This window comes from Psychromonas sp. MB-3u-54, from assembly GCF_002836415.1.
Lineage (GTDB): Bacteria > Pseudomonadota > Gammaproteobacteria > Enterobacterales > Psychromonadaceae > Psychromonas.
The window spans coordinates 1-25,954 of record NZ_PJBP01000096.1; the positions used below are offsets into that span (position 1 = coordinate 1).

The 25,954-nt window shown below is 42.9% G+C and carries 21 protein-coding genes and 5 pseudogenes; 23 read left to right on the plus strand and 3 right to left on the minus strand.

Annotated elements, in window-relative coordinates:
* The 14 genes and pseudogenes from CXF72_RS03425 to nhaD form a co-directional block, all read left to right on the plus strand.
* Positions 1 to 335 (plus strand): annotated as a pseudogene (locus tag CXF72_RS03425) (hypothetical protein); the annotation flags it as partial.
* 555 nt (positions 336 to 890) lie between these two features.
* Positions 891 to 2,339 carry a F0F1 ATP synthase subunit beta gene (gene atpD, locus CXF72_RS03430; RefSeq protein ID WP_101036881.1) on the plus strand — a complete coding sequence of 483 codons (1,449 nt, stop codon included), beginning with the start codon at positions 891 to 893 and terminating at the stop codon, positions 2,337 to 2,339.
* Positions 2,314 to 2,718 carry a F0F1 ATP synthase subunit epsilon gene (locus CXF72_RS03435; RefSeq protein WP_101036882.1) on the plus strand — a complete coding sequence of 135 codons (405 nt, stop codon included), beginning with the start codon at positions 2,314 to 2,316 and terminating at the stop codon, positions 2,716 to 2,718. The genes atpD and CXF72_RS03435 overlap by 26 nt, the downstream gene beginning before the upstream one ends.
* A 22-nt stretch (positions 2,719 to 2,740) precedes the next feature.
* Positions 2,741 to 3,124 (plus strand): AtpZ/AtpI family protein, encoded by a 384-nt coding sequence (locus CXF72_RS03440; RefSeq protein WP_101036883.1) that lies wholly within the window; start codon positions 2,741 to 2,743, stop codon positions 3,122 to 3,124.
* Positions 3,117 to 3,452, plus strand: a complete 336-nt coding sequence (locus CXF72_RS03445) for an ATP synthase subunit I (protein WP_101036884.1) — start codon at positions 3,117 to 3,119, stop codon at positions 3,450 to 3,452. The genes CXF72_RS03440 and CXF72_RS03445 overlap by 8 nt, the downstream gene beginning before the upstream one ends.
* Positions 3,442 to 4,122 (plus strand): F0F1 ATP synthase subunit A, encoded by a 681-nt coding sequence (locus tag CXF72_RS03450; protein WP_101036885.1) that lies wholly within the window; start codon positions 3,442 to 3,444, stop codon positions 4,120 to 4,122. Before CXF72_RS03445 ends, CXF72_RS03450 begins: the two co-directional genes overlap by 11 nt.
* Positions 4,123 to 4,217: 95 nt before the next feature.
* Positions 4,218 to 4,499, plus strand: coding sequence for a F0F1 ATP synthase subunit C (locus CXF72_RS03455; RefSeq protein ID WP_101036886.1), 282 nt, complete (start codon positions 4,218 to 4,220; stop codon positions 4,497 to 4,499).
* 3 nt (positions 4,500 to 4,502) lie between these two features.
* Positions 4,503 to 5,354, plus strand: a complete 852-nt coding sequence (locus tag CXF72_RS03460; RefSeq protein WP_101036887.1) for a F0F1 ATP synthase subunit B family protein — start codon at positions 4,503 to 4,505, stop codon at positions 5,352 to 5,354.
* Positions 5,354 to 6,901: an alternate F1F0 ATPase, F1 subunit alpha gene (locus tag CXF72_RS03465; RefSeq protein ID WP_101036888.1), complete on the plus strand. Its 1,548-nt coding sequence runs from the start codon at positions 5,354 to 5,356 to the stop codon at positions 6,899 to 6,901. The genes CXF72_RS03460 and CXF72_RS03465 overlap by 1 nt, the downstream gene beginning before the upstream one ends.
* A 31-nt stretch (positions 6,902 to 6,932) precedes the next feature.
* Positions 6,933 to 7,082 (plus strand): hypothetical protein, encoded by a 150-nt coding sequence (locus CXF72_RS19240; RefSeq protein ID WP_157823177.1) that lies wholly within the window; start codon positions 6,933 to 6,935, stop codon positions 7,080 to 7,082.
* A gap of 48 nt (positions 7,083 to 7,130) precedes the next feature.
* Positions 7,131 to 8,048, plus strand: a complete 918-nt coding sequence (locus tag CXF72_RS03470) for a F0F1 ATP synthase subunit gamma (RefSeq protein ID WP_101036889.1) — start codon at positions 7,131 to 7,133, stop codon at positions 8,046 to 8,048.
* Positions 8,049 to 8,168: 120 nt separating this feature from the next.
* Positions 8,169 to 9,236 carry an efflux RND transporter periplasmic adaptor subunit gene (locus tag CXF72_RS03475; protein WP_101036890.1) on the plus strand — a complete coding sequence of 356 codons (1,068 nt, stop codon included), beginning with the start codon at positions 8,169 to 8,171 and terminating at the stop codon, positions 9,234 to 9,236.
* A gap of 681 nt (positions 9,237 to 9,917) precedes the next feature.
* Complete coding sequence (locus CXF72_RS03480; protein ID WP_101036891.1) at positions 9,918 to 13,019, plus strand: multidrug efflux RND transporter permease subunit; 3,102 nt, start codon at positions 9,918 to 9,920, stop codon at positions 13,017 to 13,019.
* Positions 13,020 to 13,272: 253 nt separating this feature from the next.
* The gene (gene nhaD / locus CXF72_RS03485; protein ID WP_101036892.1) at positions 13,273 to 14,715 is read left to right on the plus strand and encodes a sodium:proton antiporter NhaD; all 1,443 of its coding nucleotides are present in this window, start codon (positions 13,273 to 13,275) and stop codon (positions 14,713 to 14,715) included.
* 167 nt (positions 14,716 to 14,882) lie between these two features.
* Here the strand turns inward: nhaD and CXF72_RS20180 are convergent.
* Positions 14,883 to 15,436 (minus strand): annotated as a pseudogene (locus tag CXF72_RS20180) (IS3 family transposase); the annotation flags it as partial.
* A 119-nt stretch (positions 15,437 to 15,555) separates the two neighbouring features.
* Positions 15,556 to 16,200: pseudogene (locus CXF72_RS03500) on the minus strand (transposase); the annotation flags it as partial.
* Between the two features lie 69 nt (positions 16,201 to 16,269).
* Here CXF72_RS03500 and CXF72_RS03505 point away from each other — a divergent pair.
* Positions 16,270 to 16,503: pseudogene (locus tag CXF72_RS03505) on the plus strand (IS3-like element ISPpr7 family transposase); the annotation flags it as partial.
* Positions 16,504 to 16,512: 9 nt separating this feature from the next.
* On the opposite strand, the gene CXF72_RS20185 reads toward CXF72_RS03505, so the two are convergent.
* Positions 16,513 to 16,851 carry a transposase DNA-binding-containing protein gene (locus CXF72_RS20185; RefSeq protein ID WP_101036896.1) on the minus strand — a complete coding sequence of 113 codons (339 nt, stop codon included), beginning with the start codon at positions 16,849 to 16,851 and terminating at the stop codon, positions 16,513 to 16,515.
* Between the two features lie 329 nt (positions 16,852 to 17,180).
* On the opposite strand from CXF72_RS20185, the gene CXF72_RS19980 reads away from it, so the two are divergent.
* The 8 genes and pseudogenes from CXF72_RS19980 (at position 17,181) to CXF72_RS03560 (ending at position 25,803) form a co-directional block, all read left to right on the plus strand.
* Entirely contained in the window at positions 17,181 to 17,528 is a 348-nt protein-coding gene (locus CXF72_RS19980) for a pilin (protein ID WP_269801148.1), read from the plus strand.
* Between the two features lie 363 nt (positions 17,529 to 17,891).
* A pseudogene (locus CXF72_RS19740) lies at positions 17,892 to 18,797 on the plus strand (IS1595 family transposase).
* A 437-nt stretch (positions 18,798 to 19,234) separates the two neighbouring features.
* The gene (locus CXF72_RS19985) at positions 19,235 to 19,663 is read left to right on the plus strand and encodes a pilin (RefSeq protein WP_101036899.1); all 429 of its coding nucleotides are present in this window, start codon (positions 19,235 to 19,237) and stop codon (positions 19,661 to 19,663) included.
* 490 nt (positions 19,664 to 20,153) lie between these two features.
* Positions 20,154 to 20,558: a type IVa pilus major pilin TapA gene (gene tapA, locus CXF72_RS03540; protein WP_101036901.1), complete on the plus strand. Its 405-nt coding sequence runs from the start codon at positions 20,154 to 20,156 to the stop codon at positions 20,556 to 20,558.
* An 877-nt stretch (positions 20,559 to 21,435) separates the two neighbouring features.
* Entirely contained in the window at positions 21,436 to 21,801 is a 366-nt protein-coding gene (locus CXF72_RS03545; protein ID WP_101036902.1) for a pilin, read from the plus strand.
* Entirely contained in the window at positions 21,801 to 23,489 is a 1,689-nt protein-coding gene (gene pilB / locus CXF72_RS03550; RefSeq protein ID WP_101036903.1) for a type IV-A pilus assembly ATPase PilB, read from the plus strand. The genes CXF72_RS03545 and pilB overlap by 1 nt, the downstream gene beginning before the upstream one ends.
* A 327-nt stretch (positions 23,490 to 23,816) precedes the next feature.
* Entirely contained in the window at positions 23,817 to 25,049 is a 1,233-nt protein-coding gene (locus CXF72_RS03555; protein ID WP_101036904.1) for a type II secretion system F family protein, read from the plus strand.
* Between the two features lie 505 nt (positions 25,050 to 25,554).
* Positions 25,555 to 25,803 (plus strand): DUF3297 family protein, encoded by a 249-nt coding sequence (locus CXF72_RS03560; RefSeq protein ID WP_101036905.1) that lies wholly within the window; start codon positions 25,555 to 25,557, stop codon positions 25,801 to 25,803.
* Positions 25,804 to 25,954 lie beyond the last annotated feature (151 nt).

Consider the following 25,954-nt stretch of genomic DNA (forward strand, 5'->3'; position numbering starts at 1 on the left):
TGAAGAAGATGCAGGAACAGATGGATAAGATCCGCCAAACCCAAGATCCGCAGGAACGACAAAAGCTGCTTCAGGAACACTGGGCCACAATGCAAGACAATATGCAGTTGATGCATGATATATGGGGCCCCTATGGCGGAATAGTCTGCTGTATGCAGGGCCCTACAATAGGACCCGGCAAGGTGAGGGGATGGCCGCATATGGGAGACCAATACTTCAAACTCACAGCGGAGCAAATGAAGCAGCGGCAGTATATGATGGATCAATACGTGCCCATGCAGCAGATGATGATGCAGCACTTAATGCAGCACCAGCGTTATATGTGGGATAAGTGAAAGCGTGATAACAATAGGTTTGAAGGTGTCTGTGTGAAAAGTGCTGCAGATACCTGCAAACATTCTAATCTTTAATTTATTCCCTTCCCTAATAATCACGTTGAAGATATCGAGCGAATTATTGTTATTTTAACTGCTGCTAATATTTTACGGATTTCTTAATGGTATCAACGGCTACAACGTTTTCAAACAATCATCATAGATGAACAATTTGAACTATTGATTTAGTTGTTGGTTAAGATGATGCTGTTTTTTGTATCAAGTAATAGGTGCGGCTTAGTGATAGCTAATCACTACATATTGATTTCATTGAAATCTTCGGGCTATCAATAAGCAACTATAATATATTCCTCCTTTTGCCTGCCCTGATCATTTTATCCGTGAACCTGTAATCGCTGGCGACAAATGAAAAAACAGCAGGGGAATAGAGCTTCACTGCCTTATTTAACACATGGATTTATACTCATAACAGACCTATTATTTTAATCATGAATGCTGCTCCTTTCGCGATTGTTAATAAATGTACTTATTTTAAACGACTAACGGGTAAGAAAAATGTTCAAAGATTGCAAACAGGCACATGCCACTAATATCGGTATTGTCGTTTCGGTACGAGGCAGTGTGGTGGATGTCAGGTTTAATGAATCTTTGCCGCCCATTCATAGTTTATTACGTGTTGTTGGAATTTTTATTGTTATTGAGGTACTTGCACAACGTGATGCAACCGTGGTGCGCGGGATTGCATTAACACCCACTCAAGGTTTAGCCCGTGGTATGGGTGTTGAAGACAGTGGAGGACCGTTAACTACACCCGTAGGTAAGGCGATCATTGCACGCATGTTTGATGTTTTTGGCAATACCATAGATAACGGGCCGCTTTTAAATAATGTGCAGTGGCGATCTGTGCATCGCGCCCCTCCCAAGCTTTCGCAGCGCTCTACTCAATCGGAAATTTTTGTCACGGGTATCAAAGTTATTGATGTTTTAGTGCCGCTGGAACGTGGTGGAAAAGCAGGGTTGTTTGGCGGAGCAGGAGTAGGTAAAACCGTATTATTGACCGAGATGATTCATAACATGGTAAGCCATCACAACGGCATCAGTATTTTTTGCGGTATTGGTGAACGCTCGCGCGAGGGTGAAGAGCTCTACCGGGAAATGAAAGAAGCGGGTGTATTACCTAATATGGTCATGATCTTCGGGCAGATGAATGAACCTCCTGGAGCTCGTTTTCGCGTTGGTCATGCGGCATTAACCATGGCTGAATATTTCCGCGACGATGAAAGCCGCGATGTGCTGTTGCTGATCGATAATATTTTCCGTTTTATTCAGGCCGGTGCTGAGATCTCCGGTTTGATGGGGCAGATGCCTTCACGTTTAGGTTATCAACCAACTATGGGCTCAGAGCTTTCCAGTCTTGAAGAGCGTATCGCTAATACCGAGGATGGTGCGATCACCTCCATCCAAGCTGTTTATGTTCCGGCCGATGATTTTACCGATCCTGCGGCCGTACATACTTTTTCGCACTTGTCTGCTTCTATTGTGCTGTCGCGGCAATGCGCCAGTGAAGGCCTCTATCCTGCGATTGACCCTTTGCAATCCAGTTCCAAAATGGCCACCGCAGGGATCATTGGCGAACGCCATTATAATCTCGCGCAGGAGGTCCGTCGTACACTGGCTAAATATGATGACCTTAAAGATATTATTGCGATGCTCGGTCTGGAGCAGTTGAATGTTGACGATCGCAAACTGGTGGGGCGTGCGCGACGCCTGGCGCGTTTTTTTACCCAACCTTTTTTTAGCACTGAACAGTTTTCGACAATGGAAGGGAAATTAGTCAGTTTAGATGATGCCCTCGATGGCTGCGAGCGGATCCTGGCGGATGAATTCGCAGACTACCCGGAAAGTGCCTTGTATATGATAGGCGCAGTGGATGAGGTCAAAGCCATCAAGATAAAACAGCAACAGGAGGACAAAAATAATGGCAGCAGCACAGATCCAACTTAAAATTTTATTACCCTATACCACCTTCGCTGAAAAATTAGATGTGGTACGTATCGTGGCCGAAACAAAGCAGGGTTCGTTTGGTATCTTGCCCAATCGTCTGGATTGCTCTGCCGCATTAACAGCGGGCATTTTCTGTTACCAATGTAAAAATCAAACGGAAGTTTTTATTGCGGTGGATCAGGGAATTCTGGTTAAAACTGGATTTAATGTTTTGGTCTCGGTACGACGTGCTATCGGCGAGGCAGATCTCAGTCGACTCCATGCTTTGGTCAAAAAAGAGTTTCTGGTCGTAGATGAACACGAGAAATGGTTGCAGGCGACTATGGTGAAATTAGAGACTGGATTTTTGCGCCAATTAGGTCATTTTCAGCATCAGTAAATCGCTTAGATAGGCACTGCATATGAATGTTAAAAGTGATAAGAAATCAACGCAAAAAATGGCTTCCGGAGACAAAGCTAAAAAAATGGTTGAACCTGAAAAAAAAGAAGATTTTGTTGATTTAGTTGGCCTTAAAACTACGCGTAAAATGCACGCGCGGCGTAACCCAACCCCGGGAATGTGGTTTGGCCTGGGCATGATGGGCCTGATCGGCTGGTCCGTTGTTGTCCCTACTTTATTGGGGCTGGCACTGGGTTTATGGTTAGACAGCCACTCTTCAGGGCCGCGCTCCTGGACCCTGGCCCTGTTAGTTGCAGGGTTAATACTAGGTTGCTTTAACGCGTGGTATTGGGTTGATAAAGAGCAGCAGGCGATGCGTGATGATCAGGAGCATCAAGATGAATAAAATAGTCAGTAACATAGCTTATGAGCAGCTACAGGGTTTAATACCGGCGCTATTTTACGGGGCAGTATTAGGTGTATTTTTCTTTGCCGGCTTATGGTGGACAGTACGCCAGGGTGCAAAATCCAAGCATCCGGTGATCTGGTTCCTCAGTAGCTTTGTGCTGCGCAGCACCCTGACATTATTCGCTATTTACTGGATAACCGGCGGGCAATGGTCAAGATTACTTGTCTGCATGTTAGGTTTTACCCTTGCACGTATTATTGTCTTGATTATCACCCGTTATTCGACCAAGCGTGCCGTGCAGCAAGAGTCCGCTCATGCACCTTAGTCCGGATGAAATAATCTTTTGGCAGATGGGATTTGCTAAAATTAATGCCACTATGGTCTCCACCTGGTTTTTGATGTTGTTAATGGTGGCAAGTTCAATGTTAATTACCCGCAGGCTGTCAAAGGTGGGGGCGCGATCCCGGCTGCAGAACTTACTCGAAGTGATTGTAACTACCATAGAAGGGCAATTAAAAGAGGTTGGATTGGACCACCCGAGAGACTACATCGGTTTTCTGGGGACGCTGTTTTTATTTGTTGCAGTGGCAAGTTTGAGCACTATTATTCCTTTTTATGAACCGCCCACCGGCTCATTATCAACAACAGTGGCATTGGCGCTCTGTGTGTTTGTTGCCGTCCCTTTATATGGTGTTTTGCGCCAGGGTGTTGGCAGATATCTGAAGTCTTATCTGGAGCCAAATTTTATTATGCTGCCGTTTAATATTATTGGTGAAGTTACCCGCACCATCGCATTGGCGGTACGTCTATTTGGCAATATGATGAGTGGTACGCTGATTATGGGCATACTGCTGGCGATTACGCCCTTGCTCTTTCCGATCGTTTTAACTTTACTCGGTTTATTGACCGGTATGGTGCAGGCGTATATTTTTTTTACCCTTGCGACTGTGTACATTGCGGCTGCAACCGATGCAGGCAGGCGGAAAAAAAAGTGACTATATTTATACTAAGTCCACCCATTTTCCTGCGCCTGAATAGAGCAGCTAATTAATGATATTGTCATTTCCTATATAAAAGAGGGAGTTAGACCATGGATAGTATGACCTATATTGCAATTACCTCGCTCATTGTTGCGGGCATCACGACTGCCTTGGGTACTATTGGCCCCGCGATTGCGGAAGGCAGGGCTATCGTTGCGGCAATGACCTCACTAGCACAGCAACCCGATGCATCCACTACTATTACCCGCACCCTGTTTGTCGGATTAGCCATGATTGAATCGATTGCCATTTATTGTTTTGTAGTATCGATGATCATGTTATTTGCCAATCCATTTTGGGATTTTGCTGTTACCCAAGCAGCCGGAAAATAAACAATGTCAATTGATTGGTTTACCGTCCTAGCACAGGCCATTAATTTTCTGGTTTTGGTCTGGCTGTTAAAACGTTTTTTATATCGTCCTATTCTTGATGCGATTGATGCGCGTGAGGCGGGTATAGCAACAACCTTGAGTGATGCTGCAGATAAAGAAAAACAGGCGCAACAGGAGCGGAATCTGTTTTTACATAAAAATAACCAGCTTGAAAAGCAAAGTGACAGGCTTTTGCAAACGGCAACAACAGCTGCGAATCAAGAAGCCCTGCGCCTGCTGGAAAAGGCAAGGCAGGTTGCTGCGGAGCTCTGCTTACAGCAACAGGCTACTTTTCAAAAACAGCAGCAGAGTTTAAGCGTTGAGCTGACCCAAAAAACGCAGCAGGAGGTCTTTGCTATCACGCGGCAAGTCTTAAATGATCTTGCTGAGAGTACGCTTGAAGAGCAGATTCTAAAAGTCTTTCTGAAACGTCTCTGTGATATTGATCAACAAACAAAAGCGGCCTTTTCCAGTGCGATCGAAGCGCATCAAAAACCGGTTCGAGTACGCACTACCTTTGCGTTGCAGCCGGATCTTCAGAAACGTTTAAATGACACTCTTAATGAATTTTTTGCAACCGAGATAAATATCGATTTCGAAACGACTCCCGATATTATCAGTGGTATCGAACTGAACATTAATGGTCAGAAGTTAGCCTGGAGTATTCTCCAATATATTGATTCGCTGGAACAACATTTTCAGCAAATAGTAGAGCAGTCCGCACAACATGCTATAAACCGTCAAAGCTGCAGTGATGATTCGTTGCCGGCAGGGGCGGCCTCTTTAGCCGCACAGTTTACGGAAAAACAGCCCTAATGACTGATTTACAACGGGTAGTCGCTCATACCTTTACGGCGTTAGCGTCTAGCCGCACAACTTTTCGACTGCAGTTAAAAGCGCGCGAAATTGGCATCATCAGCAGTGTCTCATTTGGTATTGCGCAGGTATCCGGACTTGCAAATGTCGCCTCTGAGGAAGTACTTAAATTTCCCGGTGATATTTATGGGATCGCTTTTAATGTCGATCAAGACAGCATTGGGGTCGTATTATTAGGTGATTACTGGCAGTTACAGAGCGGTGATGAGGTTGAACGAACCGGGCGTGTAATGGACGTGGCCGTCGGGTTGGGATTATTGGGGAGGGTTATTGATCCGCTCGGGCGTCCTCTTGATGATCAAGGGCCGATCGAAAGCAGCCAGAGGTTACCCGTTGAACGGCCGGCTGCTCATATTATGGACAGGGCAGCCGTTACCGTGCCGCTACAAACGGGATTAAAAGTGATCGACGCGTTGATTCCGATTGGTCGGGGCCAGCGTGAACTTATTTTAGGGGATCGCCAGACAGGTAAAACCACCGTTGCGATCGACACTATTCTTAACCAGCATGATCAAAATGTGCTTTGTGTTTATTGTGCTATTGGCCAGCGTGCTTCGGCGGTGGCGAAAACCATTGCCATCTTAAAAGCTAAAGGTGCAATGGATTACACTATGGTGATGGTCAGTGAAGGCAATGCTCCTCCCGGTTTCGCTTATATTGCGCCTTATGCTGCGACTAGTATTGCGGAGTATTTTATGGAACAAGGGCGGGATGTTCTAATTGTTTATGATGATTTGACCCAGCATGCCCGGGCTTATCGCGAGTTGTCATTACTGCTGCGTAGGCCGCCGGGACGGGAGGCATTTCCCGGTGATATTTTCTATATTCATTCACGTTTGTTAGAACGTGCGACCTGCTTAAAAGAGAGACACAAGGGCGGATCTCTCACCGCTCTGCCGATTATGGAGACAGAAGCGCAAAATATTGCCGCTTATATCCCCACTAACCTTATCTCTATTACCGACGGGCAAATTTATCTGTCCCCAACGCTGTTCGAATTAGGCATCTTACCCGCTGTTGATGTCGGTCGATCTGTCTCTCGTGTTGGCGGCAAAGCCCAGCGGTCAATGTACCGCGCGGTTGCTGCTAATCTTAAATTAACCTATGCACAATTTGAAGAGCTGGAAACATTTGCCCGCTTTGGCGCACGGTTAGATCAAAATTCAGAGGATATCATCACCAACGGACGCCGTATTCGTGCCTGCCTTAAGCAGCCGCAGTCATCTCCCGTGACTGTTCTGGCACAAATTACTGTGTTAATCGCGTTAACCGAGAAACTTTTTGATGCAGTACCACTTTTAAAAATGAGAGCGGCAGAGCAGGCCTTATGTCAGGCGACAACCGGGCTGCCCAAAGATTTTCTGATCCGCTTTAACAGCGCCAAAATATTAAGCGATGCCGATCGTAACAGCATTATTGAGATAGCACGTCTTAGTTTAGTCCCTTTTCAGTCGCCTCCCGATGAGGACAATGGAATAACCGAGTAACTAATCATAGATAACGGCGGAAAGAGTAATTATGAGCGACAGTAGAGACAGTAGAGACAGTAGAGACAGCAGTGACATACTAAAACGCAAAATTAACAGTGCCCGCGATTTACATTCGGTGGTCCGTTCAATGAAAGCTATCGCCGCTGCTAATGTCGATCAATATGAAAATGTTGCCTAGACGGTTAATAATTAATAGCGGTCATAAATAACAGTGGGAAAAGTCATTATGAGCGACAGTAGAGACAGCAGTGACATACTAAAACGCAAAATTAACAGTGCCCGCGATTTACATTCGGTGGTCCGTTCAATGAAAGCTATCGCCGCTGCTAATGCCGGGCAATATGAAAATGCGGTTGAAGCGCTTAATGATTATTACCGCACCGTACAATTAGGACTTTTCACCTGCTTTCATCAGTATCAGCCCGCGCTGAATCTGCAGCCCCGCAAAGCCTGTATTGGCGTTCTGGTATTCGGTTCAGATCAGGGGCTAGTCGGGCAATTTAATGATCTGTTAGCAGATTTTGTGCTGACTACTCTGAGCAAACGCCCGGAGCAAAAAATCGTTTACTGCATTGGTGAACGTCTGCAATCACGATTATCTGCAAGCACATTAAATCTCGCCACCGGATTTATTTTACCTAAATCAATTAATGCAATTCCTCCCCTAGTAGGGGAAATGTTATTAAGAATGGAGAGTCTCCGTGCCGAGAGCCGTATTTCCGAGGTGATTGTTTTTCATAATCAGCCTGTATCGAAGACTGTTTACCAGCCCTTTAGCCAGCGCCTGCTGCCACTTGATGATATTTGGCAAAAGGATTTAAAATCTATTACCTGGCCCTCCAATAGCTTACCTGAAGTGATTAATGCCAGCGAAGAAACCTTGCTGGCGTTTATTCATGAATACCTTTTTGTTTCACTTTACCGCGCCTGCGTCGAATCTCTGGCCAGCGAAAATGCCAGCCGATTATCAACCATGTTACGCGCGGAAAAAACCATTAATGAGCTGGTCGAAGTCATGACCGGACGTTTTCATCTGTTACGGCAAAATAGTATAGACGAGGAGCTATTTGATCTGATTGCTGGTTTTGAACTGTTAAAAAAAGTGAGTATTAATTATTTTTCTCCCTGTTTCTTCCATTATTAGTCTTTATACTCATTATATTATTACAGCTAGATGGTAAAAAAACTTGGCAATTATCTCCGTAGTCATAATAATAAAACTTTCTGGCAAACTAGCCAAAACAGTTAAGGGATCATAAAAGTAATGAACAAACAGATTCTGCGCGCAATATTAATCACTCTCACCATTATTGCTACAAGTTATCACTCACTGTTATCCGCACAGCCCGATGTTTCTGTTTATACACAGAGCGTGGCCTACCATCCAGTAGCACAGTCACTCTCTTTAATTGGCAAGTTGCAGTCGGAGCAGTTTGTGAATATAGCCACTGAAGTTAGTGGTAAAGTAAAATCTATTGATGTTCAGGCTAACCAGCAGGTACAAACCGGGCAGCTATTATTCCAGTTGGACGATACCAAAGCACAGGCAGCGATGCTGGAAGCGCAGGCTTATTTTTTTGATGAACAGCGTAAATTGCGCGAATTTACAAAATTAGTAAAAAGCAATGCGATTACTCAGACTGCAGTAGAGGGACAGATCGCCGCCGTCGATATTGCGCGAGCACGTTTAAAGGCTGCTCAAGCGGAAGTGGATCGCCACGCTTTAAGCGCACCTTTTAGCGGCACTATCGGGCTGATTGATTTTAGTCTCGGTAAGATGGTGGCCACGGGCAGTGAGCTGCTGACCCTTGATAATCTTGCCCGAATGACGCTGGATCTGCAGGTACCGGAGCGTTATTTAGCAATGATCAGCACTGGAATGCTAGTGACTGCGACTAACCGCGCCTGGCCGGAGACTGTATTTAACGGCGAGCTTATTGCAGAGGATTCTCGTATTAACCCCGATACCCTTAATCTGCGTGTACGGGTATTATTTAATAATCCAGATAATAAATTAAAACCGGGCATGATGATGGCAGCTGAAATGGTTTTTCCCGCCATCAATGCCCCGGTTATTCCGGTGCAGGCCTTAGAGTATTCAGGCACGAAACGTTATGTTTATCTCGTTAATGAACAGGGCAGGGCAAATCGTCAGGAAGTGCTTTTAGGGGCACGTATTAAAAACCAGGTGTTGATTGAAAAGGGCGTCGAGATTGGTGATAAAATTGTGGTGCAGGGTTTAGTCAATATGCGTGACGGCTTAAAAGTAAAAGATCTTTCCGGGACAGAAAAAGTCGATGAAAGCCCCACAAAAATGAAGGAAAGCCAATAATGTGGCTTTCCTATACTGAGGTTAAAAATGCGGTGAAACGTCGGCGTCCTGGGTTGCGATTATATTAAGTTTATTACGTTGTGTTTTTGGCTTCGATAAAATAGGGACCCGCTCGAATATTAAGGAGAGCCAATAATGTAGCTTTCCTATACTGAGGTTAAAAATGCGGTTAAACGTCCGCGTCCTGGGTTGCGATTATATTAAGTTTATTATGTTGTGTTTTTGGCTTCGATAAAATAGAGACCCGCTCGAATATTAAGGAGAGCCAATAATGTAGCTTTCCTATACTGAGGTTAAAAATGCGGTGAAACGTCCGCGTCCTGCGGTTGCGATTATATTAAGTTTATTACGTTGTGTTTTTGGCTTCGATAAAATAGAGACCCGCTCGAATATTAAGGAGAGCCAATAATGTAGCTTTCCTATACTGAGGTTAAAAATGCGCTTAAACGTCCGCGTCCTGGGTTGCGATTATATTAAGTTTATTATGTTGTGTTTTTGGCTTCGATAAAATAGAGACCCGCTCGAATATTAAGGAGAGCCAATAATGTAGCTTTCCTATACTGAGGTTAAAAATGCGGTGAAACGTCCGCGTCCTGCGGTTGCGATTATATTAAGTTTATTACGTTGTGTTTTTGGCTTCGATAAAATAGAGACCCGCTCGAATATTAAGGAAATTAAATAATGTGGCTTTCCGATACGGCGGTTAAACGTCCCGTTGTAGCTATTGTATTAAGTTTATTACTCTGTGTTTTTGGAACGCTCTCTTTTAATAAACTTTCCGTCCGGGAAATGCCCGATGTCGAAAGCCCTGTTGTGACTGTGATGACCCGTTATGAGGGGGCGGCGGCCGCGATTATGGAAAGCCAGGTGACCTCGGTAATTGAAAACCAGATTACCGGTATCAGCGGCATTGAAGATCTCCGTTCGGTAACGCGTAACGGCATGTCGCGTATCTCGATCACCTTTGCGTTAGGCTGGAACCTCACCGAAGGGGTCAGTGATGTGCGTGATGCGGTCGATAAAGCAAAACGTTTCCTGCCAGATCAAGCCACTGATCCGATCGTCTCTAAAAATAACGGTAGCGGTGAAGCTGCTATGTATGTCAATCTCAGTTCCACACAAATGGACAGAACGCAGTTAACGGATTATGCCAGACGTGTATTAGAAGATCGTTTTAGCCTGATTAGCGGCGTGAGTTCGATAACATTTTCCGGTGGTTTAAATCAGGTGATGTACGTCAAGCTGGATCCTGTTCTGATGGCCGGACGGAGCGTTATCAGCAGTGACATTGTCGACGCGCTTAAGCGTGAGAATATGGAAAGCCCGGCCGGTGAAGTGCGTAATGATACCACTGTGATGTCCGTCCGTACGGCGCGTTTGTATCAGCAGCCGCAGGATTTTGACTACCTGGTGGTGCGCACCGCATTAGATGGTTCACCTGTTTATTTAAAAGAAGTCGCACAGGTTTATATCGGTGCTGAGAATGAAAGCTCTTCCTTTAAAAATAACGGTATTGTCAATCTCAGTTTGGGGATTATTCCTCAGTCCGATATTAATCCCTTAACAGTTGCTCAGACGGTCTATCGGGAGGTTAATAATATTCAAGCGTTTTTACCTGCAGGGGCCAGTTTAGCTGTCGATTATGATGCCACTGTGTTTGTCGACCGCTCCATAAGAGAAGTTTATAGCACCCTGTTTATTACCGCCGCGCTGGTTATTTTGGTGCTCTATATTTTTATCGGCCAAATACGGGCAACACTGATCCCCGCTATTACCGTCCCTGTCTCATTGATTTCCTCATTTATAGCCGCTTATTATTTTGGCTTTTCGATCAACTTAATTACCCTGATGGCACTGATCTTAGCCATTGGTTTGGTGGTTGATGACGCGATAGTAGTAGTGGAGAATATTTTCCACCATATCGAAAAAGGAGAAACCCCTTTATTAGCAGCCTTTAAAGGCACTCGAGAAGTCGGATTTGCGGTGGTGGCAACGACTTTAGTATTAGTGATGGTCTTTTTACCGATTTCATTTATGGGCGGTATGGTGGGGTTATTATTTACCGAATTCTCAGTTTTGCTCGCGATGGCGGTGATTTTCTCCTCAATTATAGCGTTAACCCTGACCCCGGTTCTGGCCAGTAAAATATTAACCTCGCAAATAAAACAGAATCGTTTTAATCAAATGACCGAGTCTCTGTTTCAACATCTGGAAGCGCGCTATCGCAAAATAGTATTGGCCGCCATGCAGTTAAGGTTCGCGGCCCCCTTTGTGATTCTGGTCTGTGTCGGCGGGAGCTTTTTTCTGTTTCAACAGGTGCCCTCACAACTCACGCCACGGGAGGATCGCGGGGTTCTTTTTGCCTTTGTAAAAGGGGCGGAGGGAACCAGCTATAACCGTATGACAGCCAATATGGATATTGTGGAAGCGCGACTTCTGCCGCTGCTGGGCAAAGGCGTGATTAAATCTTTTAGCACCCAAGCCCCTGCATTCGGCGGCAATGCCGGGGATCAGACCGGTTTTGTGATCCTGATTTTGGAAGATTGGCAGGCGCGTAATAAAACCGCGCAACAGGCACTTGCCTTAGTCAATAACGCTTTAAAAGATATTCCGGATGTGACTGTGCGTGCAATGCTGCCCGGTTTTAGAGGTCGCTCAAGCAGTGCCGTGCAGTTTGTACTGGGCGGTTCCGATTATCAGGAGCTGCAAAAATGGGCAGAGCTATTACAACAACAAGCAGATCTAAGCTCTATTATAGTCGGAGCCGATCTTGATTACTCACAAAAAACTCCGGAGCTGCTGGTCAGTCTGGACAAAAAGATGGCGGCAGAACTTGGGATCAGTGTCACCGAGGTCGCTGAGACCTTAGAAATTATGCTTGGTGGACGCAGTGCGACAACTTACATCGATCGCGGTGAAGAGTATGATGTTTATCTGCGCGGTGACGAAAAAAGTTTCAATAATGCCAGCGACCTCAGTCAAATCTACATGCGCAGCGCCAAGGGAGATTTACTCAGCCTGGATACTATCAGCACAGTCGAGGAAATTGCCTCAGCAAGTCGCCTTTCCCATTATAATAAACAAAAATCGATTACCCTGAGCGGTGATCTCGCTGCGGGTCACACGCTGGGCGAGGCCTTAGATTTTTTAGATGCAAAAGCGATAAGCTTAATACCCAGTGATATTTCTATCTCCTACAGCGGAGAATCAAAGGATTATAAAGAGAATAAAAGCAGTATTTTGCTGGTTTTTGCACTAGCATTGTTAGTTGCTTATCTGGTGCTTGCCGCGCAGTTTGAAAGTTTTATCAATCCGCTGGTGGTGATGTTCACCGTACCGATGGGGGTGTTGGGCGGTTTCTTAGGCTTGTACTTCATGGATCAGGGACTCAATGTTTACAGTCAAATCGGAATGATTATGCTGATCGGCATGGTCACTAAAAACGGTATTCTAATTGTCGAATTTGCTAATCAGCTGCGGGATCGCGGTATTGCCTTTGAACAGGCTATTATTGATGCCTCCGCGCGCCGCCTCCGCCCTATATTAATGACAGCCTTTACCACACTGGCGGGATCTGTACCCTTAATTTTATCAACGGGTGCCGGATCAGAAAGCCGGATCGCAGTCGGCACCGTGGTTTTCTTTGGCATGGCATTTGCCACTTTAGTCACCCTGATTATTATCCCTGCGATGTACCGTTTAATTTGTGTCACAACCCATTCCCCGGGTTATGTTGCAGATTTATTGAAGGATGCAATAAGCAAGGACAGCCAAATAAAATAATAGTTGTCAGCCGTCAGCCGTCAGTCGTCAGCTGTCTGTTGTTAGCCGTCAGCTCGAAGCTGATAGCCGATAGCCGATAGCTTTATTTTCTGGTTCTTGATCAATTATTGAGCTTTGCTTGCTACTGTTGAAAATTTTTATATGCTAACATCGCGCAAAATTTCACCCGCAAACGCGACCCTGAACAGCCTCAAAAGGGTCGGGTTATCAACAAGATTCTAGTAAAATAACTCATTTTTTAAGGATTAAGACAATGCTACAAAAATCCAATCCGTTAGCTGTGTTTTTAACACTGCTGGCGATCTTCTTTTCTCCCTCTTTATTTGCCAGCACGGGTGAAAACATCGATTTAACCTCCCATTTTATTGGCTATGCCGCGGTTTTCTGTTTTACAATCGCTTATGTTGTGGTGATGCTTGAAGATCTGCTTCATATGCGTAAATCTAAACCTGTTTTGGTGGCTGCGGGCATTATCTGGGCGATGATCGGTTATTATTATATGCAGCACGGCATGCCCCATCAGGCAGAAGCGGCTTTCCGTCATAACCTGTTAGAATATGCGGAACTGTTTTTCTTTCTGCTGGTCGCCATGACCTACATCAATGCAATGGAAGAGCGGCAATTATTTGATGCATTGCGCGCCTGGATGGTTAATAAAGGTTTTACCCTGCGTCTGATTTTCTGGTTAACCGGTATATTGGCTTTCTTTATCTCCCCTATTGCCGATAACCTCACCACCGCGCTGCTGATGTGTGCCATTGTGATGAAAGTGGGCGGTTCAAACACTAAATTTATTGCCCTTGCCTGTATCAACATCGTTGTTGCCGCAAATGCGGGTGGCGCCTTCAGTCCCTTTGGGGATATCACCACCCTGATGGTCTGGCAGAAAGGCATGGTGAATTTCGGTGAATTCTTTGCCCTGTTTTTACCCTCTGCTGTTAACTTTTTAGTGCCGGCTTTTATTATGAGCTTTTTTATCTCCAATGAAGTTGCTAAGGGAGATGGTGAAGTCATCGTCACTAAACGCGGCGGACTGCGTATTGTTGGCTTGTTTCTAGTGACCATAGCGCTTGCGGTGTTAGGGCATTCATTCTTGGGAATGCCGCCGGTATTGGGCATGATGAGCGGTTTAGGTCTTTTGCAGTTTTTCGCTTTCTTCCTGCGTAGAACTCATAAAAGCTATTATGCGAATGCTATCCACAGCAACAAAGATGAACTTGAGCATGAACGCCTGCGCGGTTTAGGTGATGGTGCGCCCTTTGATATCTTTAATAAAGTCGCCAAAGCGGAGTGGGATACCCTGCTGTTTTTCTACGGTGTCGTCATTTGTGTGGGCGGATTGGGTTTTATCGGTTATCTGGGCTTGGTTTCAGAAGCGATGTATACTAATTGGGATACCACCTCTGCTAACGTGACCATAGGTGTTTTATCGGCTGTGGTCGATAATATTCCGGTGATGTTTGCGGTATTAAGCATGGAGCCCGATATGAGTCACGGGCAGTGGTTACTGGTGACCTTAACCGCGGGTGTAGGCGGCAGTCTGCTCTCTATAGGCAGTGCAGCAGGTGTCGCATTAATGGGGCAGGCGCGCGGTATTTATACCTTTGGTGCCCACCTTAAATGGACGCCGGTGATTGCTCTGGGTTATGCGGCCAGTATTATGGTTCACTTATGGGTTAATAAGGCGATGTTTTAGGAGCTTCGAGCTAAGAGTTGCGAGTCTGTCTCTTGATCACAAGTATTTCTTGACAGACCATTAATTATTTGGAATGGGAGATTATTCTCCCATGTCTAATTCTTTTGCGATTTCTACAGCTTCAACCAAGTTTGTTAGCTTTAACCAGCCGTTCCAAAGTATTCTGGTCAAGTCCAACTGGACACCTGACTTTGTAAATTTTCATAGTTAATCGGTGTTAGATCGCCGAGTGTTGTATGAAGTCGTTCATGGTTGTAATAACGGATATATTCTTCAACATTCATCTTCATCATTTTAGGTGTTAAATGCACAACATTTAATAACCATTCATTCTTTAAACTGCCAAAAAATAGTTCTACAACAGCGTTATCTAAACAAGCACCGACACTGCTCATTGAGGCCGTTATTTTATACTTATTCAGCAATCGACTAAATCGTCCGCTAGTATATTGAGAGCCTCTATCACTATGGAACATTAATCCAGCTTAGGTTGCCTGATGTTAATCGCCATTTGTAATGCGCGTTCAACTAAATCAACCGTCATACGTTTCGAGATAGACCAGCCGACAACTCTGCGGGAGTATAAGTCTATGACAATCCCTAAATACATCCAGCCTTGATTGGTTCTCAAATACGGTACATCACCCGCCCAAACTACGTTTGCCTGTGTGGGATTGAACTGCTGGTTTAATACGTTATCAGCAACGCTATCACTATGCTTATACCAAAGGAATTAATGAAGTGATCAAGTATTGCGAAGGAAAAATTAACACTAACAAGGCGAGAGTTGCAGGAGATAGTTGTTCTCACTTCAAAACTCACAACGCAGTTAGGGATGATTTTAACCAGCAAGGGTGATCACCTTTTTAGTTCTTTTGGTATGACACTTTGTTGTTACTTTATATGCCTGGCGTTGGGTCACCACAAGTTTCAGGTTACGCATGATGCTGCGCGTACGGTAACGGCCCACATTAAAACCCGCTCGTCTCAAGTTCTTGCACAACGGGTGAGAGCCTAAACTCTCACGACTACATTTAAATAGCTGACGCGCCGTACGGTACATATTCAGCGCTTCTTCACTAATTATTTTAGCTGGCCGTTCAAGCCAATCATAAAATACACTACGACTCACTTGTAGTACATTACAAAGTAGTTTTATTGGACATTTAGAGCGACATGCTCGAATATATCGAAACTTTACTTCATTTCTTTTGCGAAGAAGGCGCTGGCCTTTTTTAGTATTTCTTTCTCCATAAGAAGCTGTTTAACTTCTTTTCGCAAGGATAATAACTCAGTCCGTTCATCAGAATTCACCGTTGAATAGGCATGCTCTTCGGCTTTTTGTTTCCAGCTATAAAGCAGGCTAGTTGTGATACCTAAAGCAGAAGCTGCCTCCTGAACGCTATAACCTTGCTCACTGATTAACGCTAATGCTTCTGTTTTAAATTCACTCGTATAAGTTTTGTATTGACGTTTTTTATTCATGTTCACCTCGATAGTCAATTGTATTATCCAAAATTAAAGTGTCCAGTTCAATTAGACCAGAATATTGTAGGGTGGTATAACAAAGAACACTTGCACAGTGGCATTAAATTTGTCACGCCGGCTCAGCGCCATGCAGGCGAAGATGTAGCGATATTAATCAATAGGAAGAATGTTTACCAAAAAGCGAAATCAGCCCATCCAGAACGCTGGTCTGGTAAGACGAGAAATTGGGATTATATTAATGAAGTGAATCTTAATCCAGAAAAGAGTAAATCAGAGACTAAAGAAAACAAGGTGGCATAAATTTAAATTTTAGGCGACAACTCTCTTGAAAAACACCGAGCGCGACACTGTAATTGATGAGATTTTCCTTGAACCTTTTTTTCTATAAAAGTAATTTTGGTATGCTAATCTCAATACCTGCTCCGAGTTCGCGTCAAGCATCAATGTAGAGTGAACATATAAAGTTCTCCCCACAGGGCTGCTGCTCTGCTTTGAGGCTGAATTAACGGCCCCCAATTCCTTGCGTACAGAATGTTTGTAACTAAGCCCAGTGGCAACCTGAACCACTCTTTTAGTTCGTCTAGGATCGCCTAATTTAGCTTTGCTAAAGATAAATTTTGCCCAAGCTTCAGGATTCTCATTCAACATACGTATAACCTAATCAAAAGAAATAATTAGATCACAGGAGGTTAACAAGTCAAGAAAAACTTGTGTATGAGAGTCAGGTTGCGAGTTCGCAGCTCACAGGTGTTTTAATAAAGCATAAGTCAATTATATCTGAATTATATCAAGAGTTTGTTATTTTCTTGTGTAAAAACTGAGTTACCATTACTATACCTTGGCACTCCTTTGGCTGTTAAGTCTTTTGCTTGAGGATGTTAACTTTTTTTGATTTTTTTTCATTAACGTAAGTAAAAAGTTAAGAAGAAAAAGATAAAAGCTAAATAGCTCAGGCTTAATTATTATAGGAAAATCCCATGAAAAATAATCAATACATGAAAAAAGCACAACAAGGTTTCACATTAATCGAGTTGTTAATCGTTATCGCGATCATTGGTATTTTGGCAGCTGTTGCGTTGCCAGCTTATTCTGACTATATATCAAAAGCAAATGGCTCCGCTGCGCTTTCTGAATTGGCGGGTGACAAACTTACGGCTGAAACCGAATATGTAATAAACGGAACAGATCCGTCCACGACTTATGCTACAACAGTAGATGGTGTTAAAGTTACATTAACGTCGGATATAGCAACAGACCCTAAAGTAATTATTTGGACTTGTACAACCAATGGTATTGCGTTTAAAAATTGTGCTTTTAAAATTTAGCAATTATTGAATGATATTATTAAGCTCTATCTGATAGAGCTTTTTTTATGCCACCATAATAATGGTATTATTCTCTTTTGGTAAACTCCAGTATTCACCAGCTAAAAAATCAAGCTTTGCTCGAACAGCCCTTATCTGTAGTCTGCAGTTCTGCGAAACTTCCTCTCTTAAATTCAATCGCCCTTAATCTTTAAACAATCCCTGTCTCACAAACTAAGCTGCCGCCTAAAACCGCCATGTTCGGCCTCACTGGCTATGTCTTAGTTAACTGATGCTACACTGTAATTATATCCAGTTCGTTAAGTGAGGTTATTATGAATAATTCATTTGAACAACTTGAATTAATGGTCAGTGAACTATCGCTTGATACTTGACCATTTATTAGTCAAGCTGTTAAATGGTCAAGTATCAGGCCAAAGTTGCCTTGATGTATTAACTGGGCATCAAGATAGCGCATCTACTTGCCCACATTGTCACTCTCCAAGCATTAAACGAAACGGTAAAATAAATAATCGTCAACGCTATCTCTGTAAAGCATGTTCAAAAAGCTTTATGTCTACATTCAATACACCTTTTTATCGACTAAGAAATCCTGAAAAGTGGTTAAACTATTTCTCCTGTATGCTTAATAGTTTGACCGTAAGGCGTAGTGCAGCTTCTTGTGAAATCACCAAAAATACTGCTTTTCTATGGCGACATAAATTCCTCAAGCTACTAAATATTCAAGATAATACTCATTTATCCGGAATAATTGAAATGGATGAAACCCTCTTTAGGTACTCAGAAAAGGGAAGCAGAAAATTATCCCATACAAAACACAATCGAGGTGGAGATAAAGCGGGTAGAGGGCGTGCTAAAGGGGATTGGGTGGCTGTTATTGTTGCTCGAGATAGGCAAGATAATACGTTTGATAAATGTTTAGATAGTTCGACAGGAGAAGCTTTCTAGCAGTTATTAAACAAACATATTGATAAGGATTCAGTTATTTGTAGCGACGGCTTTCGATCATATAGAGTATTAACTAAGAAATTAGGTCTGGGTCATAAAGCGGTTAATTTAACCAAAGGTATTCGTGTTATTGAAAAAGTATTTCATATTCAAAACGTTAATGCCTACCACGGTCGACTTCATGGATGGATGAATCGATTTAATGGTGTTGCCACAAAATATTTAGATAATTATTTAAGTTGGTTTAGGTTTTTTGAATCTAACAATAATCCTAATGAAAACAGCCTATTATTATCACAGACACAGTTAATTGGGACATAGCCGGCCTCACTAATATTGCGACCTTGAAAATTTTCCCTTGAGCTTTTTCATGCACTCTATACTTGCTGGTTAAAGCGCAAGCACTCCGCACAGGTATTAAAAGTATCCGATATCAAGTTCAGTGGTGTCTGATAAATCATCATTAAACCGCTTATTGACTGTTATTTTCCCCTACTTTGTCTGAATTAAGCACTGCGCAAGCTCTCTTTGGCTTATTTTATCGCTAACTATGTGTTATTAATCACATTTTATTGATTAAAGTGTGGTTTTTTGGGCGCCAATATATATCCGCACTATTATCAAGTGACACTCCTGCGTTATGACGTTTTTCGCTTGAGAGTGTTAACTTTTTAATTTTTAACCGTTGCATATTTTAAGTTAAAGATAAAAAGATAAAAGTTTAAAATAAACCAGTCTTAACTATTAAGGAAGATACGATGAAAAAAATTCAACAGGGTTTTACATTAATCGAGCTGTTAATTGTAATCGCGATTATCGCTGTTCTGGCAGCCGTAGCGCTACCGGTTTATTCAGATTATATGTCTAAAGCACAAGTAACAGCAGATACTTCTGGTGTTACTGTATACAAATCGAGTGTTGCGATTTGTTATAATACAAATGGTGCTCTAGCTAACTGTGATGCTGATGCTACTACTGGCAATGAAGGAATACCTGTCGCTGCTGTGAGTGGTGTTCAAGGAGGTGTTGAATCTGTAGTAAATGGTGAGATTCTTGTCAATGTTCTTTATAAAGGTAATAAGGAAACGGTTAAATATGCTCCAAACCTTGCTGATGCAAGTAAGATTACTTGGGATATTAGCAGTACTATTAGTAATTGTGGTGATGTAATTCCTACTTGTAGTTAGGAGGCATCATACCAACCTATAATATCAGTGGTCAGGCTTTCAGCCTGGCCACGCTTCTTTTACTCCCCCTTTGATAAACTTCAGCAGTTAAGCAGCCAGTTTTCAATATAAAATCCTGATCAGCATCTGCGCGAATATCACTAAACCTGCAGCCTGCAGTTCTGTGAAAAAAATAGGGTCTTCCTCTATTATATTCCAAGCATCCTTAATCCCTGCATTACAAACTAGTTGAAAGATATGCCTTGCCGATTTATATGCAGCATAAGATAAAAAAGCTTCTCTTAGTTCTCTGGATGCTATGTCCAATATCAAGGCCGATGATGCTTAACCGTGTTTGGATGGGATGGATAAATATAGACACTCATAATCTTGAACATCTACTATAATTTAGTTGTTACAAGGCTTGATTAGCATGAGCATCAACCTGCTAAATGGTCGTTGTTACAAATTTTTCTTGAAGACGTTAACTATGACTATGAAGGAAAACACTATGAAAAAAAGTCAACAGGGTTTTACATTAATTGAGCTGTTAATCGTTATCGCGATTATCGGTATACTGGCAGCCGTGGCCTTGCCGGCTTATAATACTTATACGCAAAAAGCAAAATTCACCGAAGTGGTTTTGGCGACAGCCGGGTATAAAACGGCTATTGAAACCTGTGCACAAACGGAAGGATCTGTTGCTGCCTGTGATACTGTACTTAAGGTAGGAATGCCAGCTTTTGTTGCTTATGGAGTAGTGGCTAGCCTGGGAATAACAGCCGCGACGGCTGTTATCACTGCAACAGGGACAGCAGCAGTTGGTAGTTATACTTATACTTTAACGCCAACATATGCTAATGGGCGTGTTACTTGGGTGGCCGGGGGGACTTGTGCTGCCGCTGGTGTTTGTTAACAGCTAAAGTCACCTCGATAGTGTCAGTGGCCCGGCGTCCAGCCTGGCCGTTTGGTACAGCAGTACTTAATTAGCAACAAACGGTCTCTCTCAGATTTAACTGCCGTCACTACAAACTAATCTGCCGGTTTATATGCAGCATCGGGCTATCGTCATATCTAATCCCGCCAACGTTACGTCCTTAAAGATTTTGATCTAATTCTATACCCTGCTAGTGTCTTCGGACTTAAGTTTGTATTATATGTTCATGACCTGATTTGATCATTCTCTTCAATAGAAAGGGCTGGGATAATTATATTATGTGCGCGGACTGATATAGGAGTCTTTACTCTGCATAGCGCTGCCCTCTGTGCTCGTACCTTTAAGTTTGTTACACAAAATCACCACGCACACTTCATTATAAAAATGAATAGGCTTATTTAAGTCCAAAGGCACTAGTGCTTAGTAAAGGTATTGGAGGATGCTCGTTTTCGTCTCGATGAGATGGATAAATTATCAAATATAGGCTGAAGAAACTCATTGATTGTGATTTTCGCTTACTTTGCCAGAATTGAGTAGTGAACAACTTTCCTATGGACTACTGTTATCGCTAATAATGCATCAGTTATCATGTTGGTTTGATTTAAAAATGACTTAGTGTTTGTCGATTTTACCTTCAATAAGTGATGTTTATTTATAAATGCAGGCAATGATTTTCTGGTAGATCAGCTATAATTTAGTTGTCACAAGGTCCAATTAGCATTATTATCACCCTACTAACTGATCGTTGTTACAATTTTTCGATTGAGAATGTTCACTTTTTTCAATTAATCCTTTGTGTTAATGATAAAAAGAACAAAAGTTTAAATAAATCAACCTTAACATAAAGGAAGATACCATGAAAAAAGGTCAACAGGGGTTTACATTAACCACGCTGTTAATCGTTACCGGTATTCTGCCAGCTCTGGCGTTGCTGAGTTATAAAACTTACAAAGCTAAATTTTCAGACGTTTTTTTCGCAAGCAGTGCGATAAAATCTGCAGTCGAAGTTTGTTATGCACAAAAGGCGACTGTAGGGTTTTGTAATAGTCTGTCAGAGTTAGTTAGTGCAACTGATATCTATAGTGAACTAAGGTCATGGGCTTTAATTATCACTGGAACTACTCTTAAAATTTCAACAGCTACCCAAAAAAAAGTGGAAATGGTCGCATTATTATTGTTTAGGCTGGTATTTTTCCCCTCACGACTATTTGTTAATACTTAATGGCAATCAATAATATCAGTGGCCTGGCATCGAGCTTGGCCGCTCGCGGTTTACTCCCCTTGGATAAACTCCAGGAGATTACCAGCGCGGCACTGAAGGATAATAAATCTCTGGTAAGTTATTTGGTCGAACAAGGCTTTATCGACAGCCTGACGCTGGCAGAGTTCTTCGAAACGGAATATGGTCTTCCTTTATTAGATTCAACTACCCTTAATCTGGATGAAATACCGGAAAAATTTCTGAATCACAAGCTGATAGAAAAATATCATGCCCTGCCGGTTTATGTGCAGGATAAAACCCTGTATATCGCCATGTCCGACCCCACCAATATTGCGGCGCTTGAAGATTTTGCCTTCAGCTTTTCCATCCATACCGATGCTCTGCTAGTAGAAGAAAAATACCTTACTAAAGCCATTGAAACTGTATTGGAAGATGATGTTACTTCTCTGGGTGATATGTCCAATATTGAGGATGTTGAGATTGATGATACTGATTCGCGTCTGGATGAGGCACAGGGTAAGGGCGCCGATGACGCGCCTATTGTTAAATATATTAACGGCGTTTTATTGGATGCGGTGCGTAAAGGCGCATCGGATCTGCATTTTGAACCCTATGAAAAAATCTATCGTATCCGCTTTCGTGTTGACGGTATTTTACATCAAGTGGCTACGCCGCCGGTGAATCTGGCCAACCGTTTTTCAGCGCGTCTCAAGGTTATGTCAAAACTGGATATTGCCGAACGTCGTTTGCCGCAGGATGGGCGTATTAAGCTTAAAATATCCAATAAACGCAGTGTGGATCTGCGCGTCAGTACCCTGCCTACCATGTGGGGCGAAAAGGTGGTGATGCGTATTCTGGACTCCTCGGGAGCCAACCTGAATATCGACGGTTTAGGCTACAATGATAAGCAGAAAGAAAACTATCTTAATGCTCTGGCGAAACCTCAGGGAATGATTTTAATCACTGGCCCGACCGGCAGTGGTAAAACTGTTTCCCTGTATAGCGGATTAAATATTCTTAACACCGTGGAGCGTAATATCTCTACAGCAGAGGATCCGGTAGAAATTAATTTATCCGGTATTAACCAGGTGCAGATCAATACCAAAGCGGGATTAACCTTTGCCTCTGCATTGCGCTCTTTTCTGCGTCAAGATCCCGATATTTTGATGGTCGGTGAAATTCGTGATTTAGAAACCGCTGAAATTGCGATCAAAGCCGCGCAAACCGGGCATATGGTTCTGTCTACCCTGCATACTAACTCCGCTGCGGAAACCTTAACGCGTTTACTGAATATGGGGGTGCCCGCGTTTAATGTCGCCTCTTCGGTGTCGCTGATTATCGCGCAGCGTTTGGCGCGGCGTTTATGTCCAGAGTGTAAAATAGAAGAGTTTTTTGAAACGGCAGAATTAAAAACCATCGGGTTTTCAGAAACCCAGATAGGTGCAGGTATCACTCTCTATAAACCCGTCGGTTGCACAAAATGTACCGAGGGTTATAAAGGCCGGGTGGGTATTTACGAAGTGATGCAGATGAGCGAGGCGATTAGTCACCTTATTTTACACAACGGTAATGCTCCTGAGATTGCTAAACTGGCCGCAGACGAAGGGATGGACACACTGCGTCAGTCGGCACTGCAGCAAGTGTTAAAGGGGATCACCAGTTTAACGGAAGTGACCCGTGTAACCTAAATTTAGTCAGTCGGCATTAATCTTTCTCATCCTATGACTGCTTTTCCCTTTATAAAAACCCTGCACAATTTCAAAAAACCAAGCTGTCATTCCCGATATTTTTTAATCGGGAATCTCAATTCAACAGACTCAGGTAGTGCTAAACATTAATCCGCACTACTATAGCGATTCTTTATATTTTAGGCTGCATTTTAAACATATTACGCGACGAAGGTGACACTGCCTTTATGTGAATAATGTGCTATTATTTTCATTTTTAAAATGAGATTTTGAAGCTTATGAAAAACAAAAATTGCTGACCGATAGAATCATTAAGGAAGATTAATTATGGCTGTAAAAAAGAAAAATAAAGGACCAGTCATTGATACTTTTAAATGGAAAGGCCTTAATCGTAAGGGAGGTAAAGTATCAGGCGAGATGCAGGCTGAGAGTTCTGCCGAAGTTAAAGTTGAACTGCGCAAGCAGAAGATTAATGTCACTAAAATACAGAAAAAATCCAAAGCACTTTTCTCCTTCGGTGATAAAATAAAACCCATGGATATTGCGATTATTTCTCGCCAGATAGCCACTATGTTGGGAGCAGGTGTACCTTTAGTGCAGGGATTACAATTAATCGCCAAAAGCAGCGAAAAACCGGCAGCGCGAAAATTAATGAGCGCAATTTCTGAAGAGGTGGCAACGGGCACACCACTTTCACAAACCCTGCGTGCTCACCCCCTTTATTTTGATGATTTATACTGCGATCTTGTTTATGCCGGTGAGCAGTCCGGCGCATTAGATTCGATTTACGACCGTATTTCTATCTATAAAGAAAAAACTGAAATTTTAAAATCAAAAATTAAAAAAGCGATGTTTTATCCAGCAGCAGTATTAATTGTTGCCGGCCTGGTTACGCTGCTTTTACTGCTTTTTGTTATTCCGCAGTTTAAAGATATTTTTGAAGGTTTTGGCGCAGAGCTACCGGCTTTTACACAGTTTGTACTGGGCATTTCCGATTTTGTACAGCATTACTGGTATATAATAATCGGAGCGGTAATGGTTGCTATCTATCTGTTTAAAAAGGCGCATCGCCGCTCGCAGAAAGTGCGTGACAATACCGATAAATTTATCCTTAAAATTCCGGTGATCAGTACCATTTTAGATAAAGCGGCGGTGGCACGTTTTGCAAGAACCCTTTCTACGACCTTTTCTGCCGGCATTCCTCTGGTTGATGGGCTAGTTTCCGCTGCGGGCGCTTCCGGAAATTATATTTATCGCAGTGCGATTCTCAATGTGCGCGCGGAGGTGATTGCGGGCATGCAGATGCACATCGCCATGAAAACCACCACTGTTTTCCCCGATATGATAACCCAGATGGTGATGATCGGTGAAGAAGCGGGTAATTTGGATGGTATGTTAAGTAAGGTTGCTGATATCTATGAACAGCAGGTTGATGATGCCGTTGATGCCTTAACCAGTCTGTTAGAGCCGATGATCATGGTGGTTTTAGGGGTAGTAGTCGGCGGTTTGATTGTGGCTATGTATTTACCGATCTTCGCATTAGGTGAAGTTGTTGGTTAATGCTTCGCGAATTGGCGTGCTTGGAGCGTATCTAAAGCATAGTACGCCGTGGACAATGTATTGTGTTAAAAATACCTATTACTGATAGTAATAGGTACGGGTATGCAAAGTTAATACTAGGGGGCGAGTCTAATAAGCCAGCCAAAAACGCGATGAATAACTTAGTTTTATTTATAATGGATTTTGCCGCGATGTAGTTTTCCCCTCTGCTATAAAAGTGCGAAGTGAACGAATATATATGCTTTTAGGATAAGCACAACAAGCTGTTTAATAGAGCTAAAACAGCGGCCTTTTTTCTGTATTAAAGTTTAGTTCACCCTTTTTCAATACAGTTTTACAAACTGTTTAAGAGTGATTCGCAACGCGTGGTATTTTTAGAAACATTTGAGGGCAGGAAACTTTCTACTATCCTGGCACTGGGGTTAACATTTATGACTGCAGCTCTTGAGCGTTATGCCTATATTGTCTACAATAGTGCACTTTTTATTTACTACAGGTCATGAACATGAACGATACTAAATCGCTACCAGCTTTACCGGATCGCCTTTCGGTTAATCCCCGCAGCCGACATCATGTGGCAGAAATTTGCGAGAGTGGCATTGGTATTCTGCTCAACGGAAAAGAGCATTTCGATGTCGAGGAATATTGTATCAGTGAAGGTTGGGTAAAAATTCCGTCGCTCAAAGCGTTGGACCGTCGCGGGCAACCGCTTCTGATGAAGCGAAAAGGAACTGTTGAAGCATTTTATCGTTAAAATGTAGCAATGAAAAACCGCTTCTGATGAAGCGAAAAGGAACTGTTGAAGCATTTTATCGTTAAAATGTAGCAATGAAAAACCGCTTCTGATGAAGCGAAAAGGAACTGTTGAAGCATTTTATCGTTAAAACGTAACAATGAAAAACCGC